General features: G+C 64.8%; 11 protein-coding genes and 1 pseudogene. 8 read left to right on the plus strand and 4 right to left on the minus strand.

What is annotated here, in order from left to right; genetic code table 11:
- Nucleotides 1-188: 188 nt before the first annotated feature.
- From adk to ABGX75_RS07625, 4 genes are all read left to right on the plus strand, one after another.
- A complete protein-coding gene (gene adk / locus ABGX75_RS07610; RefSeq protein ID WP_011506160.1) occupies nucleotides 189-845 on the plus strand; it encodes an adenylate kinase in 657 nt (218 codons plus the stop codon).
- Between the two features lie 147 nt (nucleotides 846-992).
- The gene (tsaB, locus tag ABGX75_RS07615; RefSeq protein ID WP_035411298.1) at nucleotides 993-1,679 is read left to right on the plus strand and encodes a tRNA (adenosine(37)-N6)-threonylcarbamoyltransferase complex dimerization subunit type 1 TsaB; all 687 of its coding nucleotides are present in this window, start codon (nucleotides 993-995) and stop codon (nucleotides 1,677-1,679) included.
- Between the two features lie 87 nt (nucleotides 1,680-1,766).
- Complete coding sequence (locus ABGX75_RS07620; RefSeq protein ID WP_011506162.1) at nucleotides 1,767-2,564, plus strand: undecaprenyl-diphosphate phosphatase; 798 nt, start codon at nucleotides 1,767-1,769, stop codon at nucleotides 2,562-2,564.
- The gene (locus ABGX75_RS07625) at nucleotides 2,561-3,331 is read left to right on the plus strand and encodes a class I SAM-dependent methyltransferase (protein ID WP_287124587.1); all 771 of its coding nucleotides are present in this window, start codon (nucleotides 2,561-2,563) and stop codon (nucleotides 3,329-3,331) included. The genes ABGX75_RS07620 and ABGX75_RS07625 overlap by 4 nt, the downstream gene beginning before the upstream one ends.
- A gap of 5 nt (nucleotides 3,332-3,336) precedes the next feature.
- Here the strand turns inward: ABGX75_RS07625 and plsB are convergent, their stop codons facing one another.
- Complete coding sequence (gene plsB, locus ABGX75_RS07630; RefSeq protein WP_224113669.1) at nucleotides 3,337-5,772, minus strand: glycerol-3-phosphate 1-O-acyltransferase PlsB; 2,436 nt, start codon at nucleotides 5,770-5,772, stop codon at nucleotides 3,337-3,339.
- A gap of 142 nt (nucleotides 5,773-5,914) precedes the next feature.
- Here plsB and ABGX75_RS07635 point away from each other — a divergent pair, with 142 nt between their 5' ends.
- Nucleotides 5,915-7,027 carry a phospholipase D-like domain-containing protein gene (locus ABGX75_RS07635; RefSeq protein ID WP_224113668.1) on the plus strand — a complete coding sequence of 371 codons (1,113 nt, stop codon included), beginning with the start codon at nucleotides 5,915-5,917 and terminating at the stop codon, nucleotides 7,025-7,027.
- Between the two features lie 7 nt (nucleotides 7,028-7,034).
- On the opposite strand, the gene ABGX75_RS07640 is transcribed toward ABGX75_RS07635, so the two are convergent.
- Entirely contained in the window at nucleotides 7,035-7,685 is a 651-nt protein-coding gene (locus ABGX75_RS07640) for a YecA family protein (protein WP_043557971.1), read from the minus strand.
- A gap of 73 nt (nucleotides 7,686-7,758) precedes the next feature.
- On the opposite strand from ABGX75_RS07640, the gene ABGX75_RS07645 reads away from it, so the two are divergent.
- The 3 genes from ABGX75_RS07645 to ABGX75_RS07655 all read left to right on the plus strand — a co-directional run bounded on the left by ABGX75_RS07645 (nucleotide 7,759) and on the right by ABGX75_RS07655 (nucleotide 11,337).
- Nucleotides 7,759-8,304 (plus strand): SprT-like domain-containing protein, encoded by a 546-nt coding sequence (locus ABGX75_RS07645; RefSeq protein WP_347410673.1) that lies wholly within the window; start codon nucleotides 7,759-7,761, stop codon nucleotides 8,302-8,304.
- Nucleotides 8,305-8,465: 161 nt separating this feature from the next.
- Entirely contained in the window at nucleotides 8,466-10,415 is a 1,950-nt protein-coding gene (gene acs, locus ABGX75_RS07650; protein ID WP_347410674.1) for an acetate--CoA ligase, read from the plus strand.
- 259 nt (nucleotides 10,416-10,674) lie between these two features.
- A complete protein-coding gene (locus ABGX75_RS07655) occupies nucleotides 10,675-11,337 on the plus strand; it encodes a response regulator transcription factor (protein WP_011506169.1) in 663 nt (220 codons plus the stop codon).
- 101 nt (nucleotides 11,338-11,438) lie between these two features.
- On the opposite strand, the pseudogene mntR reads toward ABGX75_RS07655, so the two are convergent.
- Together mntR and ABGX75_RS07665 are read right to left on the minus strand one after the other, a co-directional pair.
- Nucleotides 11,439-11,861: pseudogene (gene mntR / locus ABGX75_RS07660) on the minus strand (manganese-binding transcriptional regulator MntR); the annotation flags it as partial.
- A gap of 10 nt (nucleotides 11,862-11,871) precedes the next feature.
- Nucleotides 11,872-13,152, minus strand: a complete 1,281-nt coding sequence (locus tag ABGX75_RS07665; protein ID WP_050934492.1) for an Nramp family divalent metal transporter — start codon at nucleotides 13,150-13,152, stop codon at nucleotides 11,872-11,874.
- Between the last annotated feature and the right edge of the window lie 104 nt (nucleotides 13,153-13,256).

Genomic DNA, 13,256 nt, shown 5'->3' on the forward strand with positions numbered 1-13,256 from the left:
CTGGCCCAAGTCGATGAAAACAAGCGGTTTGTGCTCGATCGCGAACGGAGATCGCGGTGCGGGCGTGCTTGTGCCGCCTGAGCCGTGCAGGTATCGTCATGGGCCATTCCAGCGGCCATGACGAATGCGGGTGACATGCACCATGGTCGATAACGAAGACGGTATCCCTCGTTCAAGGAGCACTATCGATGCGTTTGATCTTGTTGGGCGCCCCGGGCGCAGGCAAGGGCACCCAGGCCCAATTCATCTGTGAGCGTTTCGACATTCCGCAGATCTCCACCGGAGATATGCTGCGTGCGGCGGTCAAGGAAGGCAGTGAACTCGGGCTCAAGGTCAAGGAGATCATGAACAGCGGCGGCCTGGTGTCCGACGATATCATCATCGCCCTGGTCAAGGAGCGCATCGCCCAGCCGGATTGTGCCAATGGTTTCCTGTTCGACGGCTTCCCGCGGACGATTCCCCAGGCCGATGCCATGAAGGAAGCCAACGTCAAGCTCGACCACGTGCTGGAAGTGGCCGTCGACGACGAGGAAATCGTCACGCGCCTGGCGGGCCGCCGTGTCCATCCCGGCTCGGGGCGTGTCTATCACGTGGACTACAATCCGCCCAAGGAAGAAGGCAAGGACGATGTCACCGGCGAAGCGCTGATCCAGCGTGACGATGACCGCGAGGCCACCGTGCGCAACCGGCTGTCGGTCTACCACGAGCAGACCGAGCCCCTGGTGCAGTACTATCGCGAGTGGGCACAGCAGGACCCGCAGACCGCGCCCGCCTACCATCGCGTGGAAGGCACCGGCAGCGTCGAGGCGATTCGCCAGCAGGTGCTGACGGCGCTCGAAGGCTGAGCGCGACCTCCAGCGTGAGCGCGGCCACGGCGCCGCGCGTATCGACGACACACGTCAAGGAAAGCGCGAAACCGCACGCGGGCCGCTTTGCCAATGGCTGGCGGCGCGTTTATAGTGCGGGCTCACTCGCTTTCCCGATGATTGCCGATGCCGACTCTTCTGGCCCTGGATGCCTCCACTAGTGCCTGTTCCTGCGCCCTGTGGCGTGACGGGCATGTCATCTCCCGCTATCAAGACGCACCGCGCCAACATACCCGGCTGTTGATGCCGATGGTCGATGACGTGCTGGCCGAGGCCGGCGCGACGCTGTCCGATCTCGATGCCCTGGCGTATGGCCGGGGACCGGGCTCGTTCACGGGACTGCGCATCGCAGCGGGCACGGCGCAGGGCTTGGCCTTCGCTCTCGATCGTCCGCTGCTCGGCATTTCCACCCTCGACGCTCTGGCGCTGGCGGCACACCGCCGCCTTCACGCCCGTTATGTGGTGGCGGCCCTGGATGCGCGCATGGACGAGATATACGCCGCAGCCTATCGCTGCCACGACGGCACGCTCGAGCCGTTGATGGCGGAGGCCGTGCTGACGCCCGAGCGGTTGCGCCTGCCCGTGGCATCTCACGACGTCGATTGGGTGGGCATCGGTTCGGGCTGGGCCCTGCGCGAGCGGATGCCGGCCGAGGTCCAGGCTGCGCTGGGCCAGATCCTGAGCGAGCCGCAGCCTGCCGCCGAGGACATGGTGCGACTGGCGGCACAGGCCTGGGAAGCGGGGGAGCGTCCCGCCGCCGACGAGGCGGTCCCGGTGTATTTGCGCAATGAGGTGGCGTGGAAACGCGCCTAGGCGTTTCTTGTCCCCCGGAGAACAAGAATGGCGTGTTCGCACGCCCGTACGCAGCGTCATGAGTATCGTTGCTTCTAAGGACATTACATGGATTGGTTGCACGTCGTTGCGTTGGCCGTCATTCAAGGCCTTACCGAATTCCTGCCGATTTCATCATCCGCTCATCTGATTCTTCCCTCGCAGTTGCTGGGCTGGCCCGACCAGGGGCTGGCCTTCGATGTGGCCGTGCACGTGGGCTCCCTCGCTGCGGTAGTGCTGGCGTTTCACCGCGAGGTCGCGCATATCCTGCGTGACTGGGTGGCGCAGTGCCGAGGCGGACCGGCAACGCCGGAAAGCCGTCTGGGCTGGGCGGTGATCGTGGGCACCCTGCCGGCCGTGGTCATCGGTTTCTTGCTGGAGAACGTCATCGAGTCGTACCTGCGTGCCTCGCTGGTGATCGCGATCACCACGCTGCTCTTCGGCTTGCTGCTGTGGTGGGCGGATGTCCGGGGCAGCCGCCGGCATGCGCTGACGGCGATGACGTTGCGCAATGCGCTGATCATCGGGTTCGCCCAGGCGCTGGCGCTGATTCCCGGCACGTCGCGTTCGGGCATCACCATCACCGCCGCCCTGTTGCTGGGCTTTACCCGCCAGGCCGCCGCGCGCTTCTCGTTCTTGCTGTCGATTCCCTTGATTCTCGCCGCCGGCTCGCTCAAGGGCGTCGAGCTCATCGAGTCGGGGGAAGGCGTGGCATGGGGGACGCTGGTCGCCGGGACCCTGATGTCGTTCGTGGCGGCATGGCTGTGCATCAAGCTGTTCCTGGCGGCGCTGGACCGCATCGGCATGTTGCCGTTCGTCATCTACCGTCTGATTCTGGGCATCGTCCTGCTGGTATGGGTGGCATGAACGACGCCGTCGTCGCCGTGGGCGAGCCGCTGCGCGATCTGGCCGCGCGTCTGGGGCTTGCCTGGCAAGCTGAGGGCGATGCCACTGCTGCCTTGCGATTGGCGATGGCGCCCGAGGGGCTGGCGCTGTCGGGCGAGGCGCGCCACTACGGGGCGCCGATTCGGGTCGATTTCACCGCCGGCAAGGCCGCGCACCGGCGACGCTTCGGCGGCGGTCGCGGCCAGCTGGTGGCCAAGGCGTGCGGGCTGGCACGCGGCGTGACGCCGAGCATCGTCGATGCCACGGCGGGACTGGGCCGAGACGCCTTCGTGCTGGCGACCCTGGGTGCCGAAGTGTTGTTGATCGAGCGTGTGGCGGCGATCTACGCCTTGCTCGAGGATGGCCTCGGCCGCGCGAGCGCGAATGCCGAGACCGCCGAGATCGCGGCACGCATGCGGGTGGCGCAAGGAGATGCCGCGCGTGAGTTGGCGAGTCTAGTGGCGCGCCACGACATTGCGCCGCAGGTCGTGCACCTCGATCCCATGTTTCCGCATCGCGACAAGAGCGCGTTGGTCAAGAAAGAGATGCGTGTCTTCCGCGATCTGGCCGGCGACGATGACGATGCGCCGCGCCTGCTGGAGGCCGCCCTGGATGTCGCCAGCCATCGGGTGGTGGTCAAGCGCCCCCGGCGTGCACCGCCGATCGAGGGGCCGGCGCCGCATCACGTGCTGGAAGGCAAGACCAGCCGCTACGACCTCTATGTCCATCGCAGCCTGAAGCCCGAGTGAAGGCGTCAGGCCTCCTGACGATGCACCAGTTGCGTCAGGCGGTGCCGCAGGCTGGGATCGAACAGCGCACGCCCGCGCTCCTGGGCCTGCTCGAGAACGGCGTCATAGCAGAGCTTGTCGGCTTCCCGCCATAACCAGCCCTGTGCCTCCAGGGTGTCGAGCAAACCGCTGAACAGGCGCTTGTCGAAGAACTCCGGTGCATTGAGCCCGGAGAGCAGCGTCAGGCGTTCGGCCAGCTGGCGGCTGTGTTCTTCCAGGGCGTCCCGCGTCAAGGTGCCGCTGCCCTCGCGCAGCAGGACGGCCAGCAGTAGATAGCCGCGCTCCAGCGTGGGCTGTACCAGCCGTCCCAGCAGGCGGAGATGCTCGCTGCTTTCCAGGTGACCGGCCGGCCGTTCCCAGTCCTGTGCGTTCTGGACCAACAATCCTTCCGACGTGAGAGCGTCGAGGGCGCGGTGCAATCGGGCATCGAAGTCCTCGGCGGGCAGATGGAACTCATGCGCCAGCACGGGCCAGGTGGGACCGAGCAGGGCGCGCAGCTGGGCAAGGTCGAAGCGGGCGTTGTGCCGATAGGCGAAGGCGACCAGGGCCATGTCGATGAACAGGTGCAGGACGTTGTTGCGATACCAGGTCAGCAGCGTGGCCTGTTCCGGCGTGGCGAGCACCAGTTCGCCGAGCGCCTGTGGATGGCGCTCGATGAAGCCCAGGTGCGCCGCGTGCGCGATCCAGGCCTCGGGATCCCCCGTGGGCAGGGTGATGCGCTCGCCGCCTGCCAGGTGCTGTCTGAGGCGTGTCAGCAAGCGCATGTGATGCTTGAGAAGGTCGGCCTCCATGGCGTGATGCGAGGTCGCCAAAAGGCTGAGCGCTGTCAGCGAGATCGGCGTGATCGCCGCTGCCGCGTTGATGCGCTGTGCCAGCGTGGCGCCGAGCGTGGTCACCGCCTGGGTGAGCCAGTCCGGCCTGGCCTCCCGCCGATGCTCGCGCCATGCGGGCACGTGATGATCGAGAAAGCCGCTCAGTCGCAGTGGCTCGCCGATGTTGACCGTGACATGACCGTACGGCTGGCGCAGGCGCCGCACGACGCGCAAGAGGTCGAACGGCGATTCCTTCTTTTTGCGTCCGCCCCGGAGTTCCTTGAGGTAGCTGCCGCTTTCCAGCACCTTCTCGTATCCCACGTAGACGGGCACGAAGGCGACTTCACGGCGGGGATCGCGCGCGAAGGAGCGCAGGGTCATGGCCAGCATGCCGGGGCGTGGCGTCAGCATGCGTCCGGTGCGCGAGCGCCCACCTTCGATGAAGTACTCCAGGGGGTGACCGCGCGAGATGAGGCGGTGAACGTATTCGTTGAACACGGCCGCATAGAGGCGGTTGTCACGAAAGCTGCGGCGCAGGAAGAAGGCACCGCCTCGCCGCAGCAGCGGGCCGATCAACGGCATGTCGAGGTTGCGTCCCGCCGCGATGTGCGGCGGCATCAGCCCCTCGCGAAACAGCACGTACGAAAGCAGCAGGTAGTCGATGTGACTGCGATGGCAGGGGACGTATACCAGCTCGTGATCGCCGGCCAGTGCCTTGACGTCGTCGAGGCCATTGACGCTCACCCCGTCGTAAAGCCGATTCCAGAGCCGACGCAATAGCTGATAGAGAAACCGCAGTACCGGATACGACGTGTTGGAGGCGATTTCGCGGCCATAACGCAGGGCGCGTCGCGTTTCGCGTTCTTCACGGGTGCCGCGTGCGGTGGCGGCCTCGCGAATCGCCTGACGGACCTGTGGACTGTCAACCACGCCGCGAATCAGCGTGTTGCGGTGGGACAGATCCGGTCCCAGCACGCGGGCCCGCACGCGGCGAAAGTGAACGCGCAGCACGCGTGCCATCTTGCGCTGGGCGACCGGCAGCGGTCGCGTCTCGATCAGCGAGCGCAGCTGCAAGGGGGCGCCGAGATGTATCTGCACGTGCTTGCCGTTGACCGCCATCGACAAAAGCCGGCGCAGTCGCCCTGTCCACTGCCAGCTGTCCGCGGCGAGCAGCTTCCAGAAGCCGAAATCCTTGCCCGGGGCGCGCCCCCAGAACACGCTCACCGGCACCAGCTGAACGTCCTGCTCGGGGTGTTCGACCAACTGTTCGAGCAAGCTGTCGAGGGCGAGCGAGCGCCGCCCGCGCACCTGGGTCAGTCCCCGGCTGAGGCGCGGCAATGCCACGCAGGCGGGAAGGCGGGCTCCGCCGAGGTCGATGTGACCGCGCGCGCGGGGCAAGCCTTCCCGGTGCGTCATCAGTTCCAGCGCCAGGGTGTCCGAGAGCGCGGGGTGGGGCAGCACGTAGATCGTGGGTCGTGTCGGGTCGAGCGGAGTGGCCTGTGCTTCGACATGGCGATATTCGAGCCAACGCCCGAGCAGGGCACGACACAGCCCGCGCAGTGGAGTGAGGAGCGTATGAAGAACAGCCATTCGGTAGCCTTGATGGAACGCGAGGGAGCAGTATAGCCAGTCGAGACCGACTCGCCCAACGGCGCCGCTTTTCAAGGGCATGGCAAACGTGCGTCAATACTGAATCACGCGAGCCGCCGAGGGCGGTCACCAAGGAGATACCATGCGCGGACGTTGGCAGGGAGGCAATCGGTTCACGTTGTTGCCGGAGGGGAAGCGATTTCTCCCCGAATTGTTTGCCGCTATCGAATCGGCGCAGCGCACGCTGTATCTCGAGCTGTACCTCATGGAATCCGGCACCCTGGCCACGCGCATGGTCGATGCCTTGTGCGCGGCGGCTCGCCGTGGGGTCACGGTGCGCGTGCTGCTCGACGGCTACGGATCGATGAAACTCTCCCACGCCGATCGCCAGCGCTTGCGCGACGCCGGGGTGGCACTGCGCTTCTTCAATCCCCTGAGCTGGCATCGCCTGGGGGGCAATTTGTCGCGCGATCACCGCAAGCTGCTGGTCGTCGACGACCGGCTGGCCTTCACGGGCGGTTTCGGTGCCGTGGATGCCTTCGTCGATGCCTGGTATGAAGTGGCCGTGCGCATCGAAGGGCCGGTGGTCGCGGACTGGATCGGCCTGTTCGCGCAGCTCTGGGAATCGCCCCTGACCCGTGGGCGCGCGGCGCGGTGTCGCTGGCCCGAACCCGCCCCCATCGCGGCACTGCCGGACGACATGCACGGGCGCATGATCAGCGGGCGGGGCCACCGGTATCAGGCGATTCGCCTATCGTTGCATCAGCGCATCGCCACCGCCGAATGTCGGCTGTGGCTATGTACACCGTACTTCGTGCCGACGTTCAGCCTGCGTCGTCGACTGGTGCGGGCGGCGCGGCTGGGCGTCGATGTGCGTCTGCTGTTGCCGGGCTCGCGTCACGATCATCCCGGCATCCGTTATGCCGGGCAGCGTTTCTATGCGCGATTGCTGCGTGCGGGCGTGCGCATCTACGAGTTCCAGCCCACCTTCATCCATGCCAAGTTCGTGCTGGCCGACGACTGGACCTCGATCGGTTCGTGCAATTTCGATCACTGGAGCCTGCAGTGGAATCTGGAGGCCAATCAGGAAGTCGAGGATGTACGCTTCGCGCGCGACGTGGCAGCGCTTTTCGAACGCAACTTCGCCGCGAGCGAAGAGATCCATTGGGCGCAATGGCGTCGCCGTCCCTGGATGCAGCGCTGCCGCGAGTGGGTCTTCGGCACGCTCAACGGGTGGATGACGCGGCTGCGCTGATGATCGCCTAGCGGCGCCCCTTGCCGCCCGCGCCCCCGGCGGGTTTTTTCTTGCGCGGGGTGGGCTTGGGTTTTTCCTCGGGGACCCGGTAGTGCAGGTAAAGGTCCAGGATCAGTTCGGGCAGTTGCCTGACGAGTGCCTCGGCGCGCTCGGCGTCGCCGAGCAGCTCGCGCATGTCGGGTTCGTCGTCGAAGAGGCCCGATAGTGCCATGAAGGGCAGCAGCAGCTCCGCCACGCGGGCTTCGTCGTGTTCGAACCAGGCGCCTTCATTGAGAAACACGCCTTCCATGAAGCCGGCGCACCAGTCACCGATGGGCGTTTCTTCGGGCGGCAGGCCGCCGAGTTCCAGGTCGAAGGGCAGCTCCGGCAGGTGGCCGTGCTCGAGCGCATCGATGGCGTTTTGCTTGAGCGCTTCGCACAGGCCGAGCATCTGTTCGCGCTGCGCGGCGTCGGTGAATTGCGGCTCGCCGTGAAAGAGTTCGGCGATCCAGGTGGCCGCCGGGGTTTCGACCGGCGCGATCGCCAGGGCGACGAGAAAGCCATGCGTACCGATGAGGTCGAGAGCCTCGGGGTCGACAAGGTCGGACTCGAGGAAGTCGTCGAGGGTCTCGAGCGCTTCGTCGTCGAGCAGCGGCATGGGGGGCGACGTCTCGGACATGAAAAGCCTCTATTGCAAAGGACGGTCGGTGGACGGTGGACGCATGTCGCGTTGAACGGCATTCTATCATCCCATGATGTCTGCCACCCTGCCCCCAGTCGATGCCACCTGGCTGGCCTCGCTCGACGAGACGGCGCTCCACGAGACGTTGCACGCACGCGTCGAGGCGGCGTGGCGGGTCGCGCTGGACGTCCATCCCGATCTGCCCCGCCCTCGGGTATGGCTGGACCTGCGCGGCAAGGGCGCGGGCCAGGCGCATTTCACCCGTGGCGGGCTGCGCTTCAATCCGGTCCTGCTGCGCGAGAATCGCCAGGCGTTCATGGAAGACGTCGTGCCGCACGAGATGGCGCACTGGCTGGTCTTTCACCTCGATGGACCGCCCACCCGTCCGCACGGTCATGAGTGGCGGACCGTCATGCAGCGCTTGTATGGGCTGCCGCCACGCACCACGCACCGTTTCGATGTCTCCCGGGCGAGTCCCGCCCCTTATGTTTACCGCTGCGGCTGCGACACCGAGCATCGTTTCTCCGCGCGACGCCATGCCCGGGCGCGACGCGGAACGGCGTATCGCTGCCGATATTGTCGACAGCGACTGCGCTTCGTTGCGCAGAACGCTTGAAATGATGACGTAACTCAATGAATTAAAAAGAAAAATCGGTAATACCAAGGTCTAATAGGGAGCCAGGGGGGCTAGGGGTATATGCTGGTGATACATTCCTGGACGGTCACCTTGGCAAGCGTGTGGCCGATCATCCATTTCTCGACCCTTGCGAGGCAGTCATGACCGAACAGCAGAAAGTCTACCCGGTGGCGGAGGAGTTCGCCGCCAATGCCTGGGCGGATAACGAGACTTACCTGAGCCTCTATCAGCGCTCCGTCGACGATCCCGAGGGCTTCTGGGCCGAGCAGGCCGAGTCGCTGGAATGGTTCAAGACGCCGACCAAGATCAAGAACACGTCATTCGCGTCATCCAATGTGGATATCCGCTGGTTCGAGGATGGCGAACTCAATGCCTCCTACAATTGCCTCGACCGCCACCTCGAGACGCGTGGCGATCAGCCGGCGATCATCTGGGAGGGCGACGACCCGAGCCACGACAAGACCATCACCTACCGCGAGCTGCATGCTCAGGTCTGTCGGCTGGGCAACGCGCTCAAGGAGATGGGCGTCAGCAAGGGGGACACCGTCACGCTCTACATGCCGATGATTCCCGAGGCGGCGGTCGCCATGCTGGCGTGTGCCCGCATCGGGGCGGTGCACTCGGTGGTGTTCGGCGGCTTCTCGCCGGATGCCCTGGCGCAACGCGTGGTCGATGCCCAGTCTCGCGTGGTCATTACCGCCGACGAGTCGGTACGCGGCGGCAAGCACGTACCGCTCAAGGACAATGTCGATGCAGCGCTGACACGCGACGGCACCGATATCGTCGAGAAGGTGCTGGTGGTCCAGCGGACCGGCGGCGACATCGAGTGGCACGACGGTCGCGACGCCTGGTACCACGAGTGGGTCGAGCGCCAGTCGAGCGAATGCCCGGCCGAGCGGATGAACGCCGAGGATGCCTTGTTCATCCTGTATACCTCGGGCTCCACCGGCCGTCCCAAGGGGCTCAAGCATACCACCGGGGGCTATCTGCTCTACGCGGCACTGACGCACCGCTACGTGTTCGATTACCACGATGGTGAGGTGTACTGGTGCAGCGCCGACGTGGGGTGGGTGACCGGGCACAGCTACATCGTCTATGGCCCCCTGGCCAACGGCGCCACCACGCTGATGTTCGAAGGCGTGCCGAGCTATCCCTCGCACGGGCGTCTCGGCGAGATCGTCGACAAGCACGGCGTGTCGATTCTCTATACGTCGCCGACGGCGATTCGTGCCTTGATGGCGCACGGCGAGAACATCATGGACTCCAGCCGGCGCGACACTCTGCGCGTGCTGGGGTCGGTGGGCGAGCCGATCAATCCCGAGGCATGGAGCTGGTTCCACCGGGTGATCGGCAATTCGCGCTGCCCGATCGTCGATACCTGGTGGCAGACCGAGACCGGCGGGATCATGATCACGCCGCTGCCCGGTGCCACCGACCTCAAGCCGGGCTCCGCCACACGGCCGTTCTTCGGTGTTCAGCCGGCGCTGCTCGACAACGACGGCAACCTGCTCGAAGGCGCCACGTCCGGCAACCTGGTGATCCTCGACTCCTGGCCGGGGCAGGCGCGCACCATCTGGAACGACCACGAGCGTTTCGTGCAGACGTACTTCTCCGCCTATGAAGGCGTCTATTTCACGGGCGACGGATGCCGCCGCGACGAGGACGGCTATTACTGGATCACCGGGCGCATCGACGACGTGCTCAACGTGTCCGGCCATCGCATGGGAACCGCGGAAATCGAGTCGTCCCTGGTGGCGCACAGCGCCGTGGCCGAGGCAGCCGTGGTAGGGTACCCGCACGACATCAAGGGCCAGGGCATCTATATCTACGTGACCCTGAGCGACGATGCCGAACCCAGCGAGGAATTGCGCAAGGAGCTCACCCAGTGGGTGCGCAAGGACATCGGCCCGATCGCGACGCCGGATGTCATTCAGTGGGCGCCGGGCCTGCCCAAGACGCGCTCCGGCAAGATCATGCGGCGCATTTTGCGCAAGATTGCCGCCAATGAGTGCGAAGGCCTGGGGGATACGAGTACACTGGCGGATCCGAGCGTGGTCGATGAGTTGATCGAGCACCGCGCCAATCGTTGATACGCGTTAGGGTGGGTAGCCTGCGTCGGTTCGCTCGACACGGGGCGGCACGCCAGCTCGCCTCGGGTGCCCACCCGACTTTCGCCGGCCGCTGGCCGGCTTTTTCGTGCCACCAGGAGCGTACGGGGGTGCGTCGACGCAAGGCTTGGGTATTGTCTACAGCATGGGGTAACATGCTGAAAACAAGAAGCGAACCCAATGCTTGCCGATGACAATCGCGGCACGACCGTTCGCTCCAGGGGGATCCGGAGGAGACTCAATGGCTTTTGCCCAGAAATTCATCGTCGCCGATGACCACCCGCTGTTTCGTGCCGCGCTCAACCAGGCGCTGCGCCAAGTGGCGCCGCAGGCCGAGATCGTCGAAGCCGATACCATGGAGGCGACCACCGACATGGTGCTGCGCCACCCCGATGCCGATCTGATTCTGCTCGATTTGCACATGCCGGGCGCGCATGGCTTTTCGGGCCTGATTCAGTTGCGCGGTCAGTCTCCCGAGGTGCCCGTGGTGGTCATCTCGGGAAGTGAAGAGCCGCCGGTGGTGCGCCGTGCCATCGACTACGGGGCCTCGGGGTTCATCCCCAAGTCGTCGTCGCTGGACGTCATCGCCGAGGCGATTCGCCAAGTGCTGGAAGGTGAGGTGTGGCTCCCCGAAGAGATGGTGGACATCCTCGGCGAGTCGAACGAAGAAGAGGCGCGCTTTGCCGAAGCCATCGCCTCGCTGACGCCGCAGCAGTTTCGTGTGCTCAACATGTTGAACGAAGGCTTGCTCAACAAGCAGATCGCCTATGAACTCAATGTCTCAGAGGCGACCATCAAGGCACACGTCACGGCCATTCTGCGCAAGCTGGGTGTGCATTCGCGTACCCAGGCGGTGATCGCGGCTCAGAAACTCGAAGTCGAACCGCCCAAGGTCGAATCCTGAGGCGCCTGGCGGCGACAGGCCGTCGAAAGGATGAGAAGTCGTTCCTGCCTCGTGGTAGGAGCGGCTTTCTTGTATCCGCATCCGGGACACGGAAAACCGCTTCATGAGTGCTGTTGACGGCGAAGAAAGTCGCGCATGGCGTTGACGGTTTCTTCGCTGCAGTGATGCTCGATACCTTCGGAGTCGGCGCGGGCGACTTCTTCGGGCACGCCGAGAGCGCGCAGGGCGTCTAGCACGACACGGTGGCGGGCGGTGACGCGCTTGGCGAGCGCTTCGCCTTCCTCCGTCAGAAAAATGCCGCGATAGGGGCGCGCCACGGCCAGACCGTCGCGCTTGAGGCGCGTGATGACCTTCGAGACCGCCGCCGCGCTGACGCCGAAGCACTCGGCGAGATCGCTGGCACGGGCTTCCCCCAATTGCGCATGCAAATGCGCAATCTCCTCGACATAGTCCTCGACCAATTCGGTCTGGTGGTCCTGGCGGACGCGCTTGAAATATTCGTGCTTGGGCTGTGACTTCATGCAACCCCTGCTTTCAGTGTCCCGTGAACGTAGAAAATAGCACGTACACGTTGAGTGCGACGATCAAAGTGCATACCACGGTGCCCACGCCGGTGACGCTCTTGCGGTTGACCAGGTTGCCCATGATCTGGCGATTGGCCGTGAAACAAAGCAAGGGGACGAGTGCAAAGGGGATGCCGAAACTGAGAATGACCTGACTGGCGACCAGCGCCTTCTGTTCGGAAATGCCCAGCATGATGACGGCCAGAGCCGGCAGCATTGTCACCAGGCGACGTAGCCACAGCGGTATGCTGACGTTGACGAACCCCTGCATGATCACCTGGCCCGACAGTGTACCGACAATCGAGGACGACAGGCCAGCCAACAATAGGGCAAGACCGAAGACATGACTGGCCGTGACCTGGCCCACCACCGGAGCGAGCAATAGATAGCTGTCACTGATGGTGGCGACGTCGAGGCGGCCGGTGGCATGGAACACGGCCGCTGCCATGGCCAGCATGCTGAGGTTGACCAGTCCCGCAATGGCCATGCCGAGGATCACGTCGAGCCGATAATAGCGCATCAAGCGCAAGCGATGGGCGTCGTCCTTGACCTGAATTCGCTGCTGCGACAGTGCCGAGTGCAGGTAGATGACATGGGGCATGACCGTGGCGCCGAGGATGCCGGCCGCCAGGTAAAGGGCATAGCCATCGGGAAACCCCGGGATCAGCAGCCCCTTGAGCAGGGGCGCCGGTTCCGGCCGACTCAGCACCAGTTCGAGAATGAAGCCACCCGCGACGGCGAGGATCATGGCGCCGATCAGAATCTCCATCAGGCGAAAGCCATAGCGGTAGAGGTGCAGGGCCAGATAGGTGATCGTGCCGGTGAGCAGGGCGCCTTCCATCAATGACAGGCCGAAGAGAAGGTGGAAGGCCAGCGCGGCGCCGAGAAACTCCGCGAGATCGGTGGCGATCGCCACGATCTCCGCTTGTACCCAATAGCACCACACCAGCGGACGTGGATAGCGGGCGCGTATCACCTGAGGCAGATTCTGACCGGTGGCGAGCCCCAGGCGGGCCGACAGCGTCTGGATCAGCATGGCCATCAGGTTGGCGGCCAGGACGACCCACAGCAGGGTATAGCCGTAGCGCGAGCCGGCTTCGATGTTGGTGGCGAAGTTGCCGGGGTCGATATAGGCCACGGCAGCGATCAGGGCGGGGCCGAAGAAGGCCGTCCAGCTCCAGCGCCGCGGCTTGCCGCTTAGCGTCGAGGCGGCCTGATCACGTATGGCGCTATCGGAAATCGTACGCAGCATGCTACCGGTTCTCATTTAACCAAGGTTTATCATGAGTCCTTAGGTTAAATAAAAGTGGCAGCACTATCCAATAGTCGAAGCATCGAGCGGCGATAGTCGACGGC

Origin of the sequence: Chromohalobacter sp., from assembly GCF_039830575.1 — a bacterium.
Classification (GTDB): Bacteria; Pseudomonadota; Gammaproteobacteria; order Pseudomonadales; family Halomonadaceae; genus Chromohalobacter; species Chromohalobacter israelensis.

Coding starts and splice junctions, on each gene's coding strand:
- ABGX75_RS07635 (WP_224113668.1), top strand. CDS start 5,915: ATGCGCGGACGTTGGCAGGGAGGCAATCGGTTCACGTTGTTGCCGGAG.
- tsaB (WP_035411298.1), top strand. CDS start 993: ATGCCGACTCTTCTGGCCCTGGATGCCTCCACTAGTGCCTGTTCCTGC.
- ABGX75_RS07625 (WP_287124587.1), top strand. CDS start 2,561: ATGAACGACGCCGTCGTCGCCGTGGGCGAGCCGCTGCGCGATCTGGCC.
- ABGX75_RS07645 (WP_347410673.1), top strand. CDS start 7,759: ATGATGTCTGCCACCCTGCCCCCAGTCGATGCCACCTGGCTGGCCTCG.
- adk (WP_011506160.1), top strand. CDS start 189: ATGCGTTTGATCTTGTTGGGCGCCCCGGGCGCAGGCAAGGGCACCCAG.
- acs (WP_347410674.1), top strand. CDS start 8,466: ATGACCGAACAGCAGAAAGTCTACCCGGTGGCGGAGGAGTTCGCCGCC.
- ABGX75_RS07640 (WP_043557971.1), bottom strand. CDS start 7,685: ATGTCCGAGACGTCGCCCCCCATGCCGCTGCTCGACGACGAAGCGCTC.
- plsB (WP_224113669.1), bottom strand. CDS start 5,772: ATGGCTGTTCTTCATACGCTCCTCACTCCACTGCGCGGGCTGTGTCGT.
- ABGX75_RS07655 (WP_011506169.1), top strand. CDS start 10,675: ATGGCTTTTGCCCAGAAATTCATCGTCGCCGATGACCACCCGCTGTTT.
- ABGX75_RS07665 (WP_050934492.1), bottom strand. CDS start 13,152: ATGCTGCGTACGATTTCCGATAGCGCCATACGTGATCAGGCCGCCTCG.
- ABGX75_RS07620 (WP_011506162.1), top strand. CDS start 1,767: ATGGATTGGTTGCACGTCGTTGCGTTGGCCGTCATTCAAGGCCTTACC.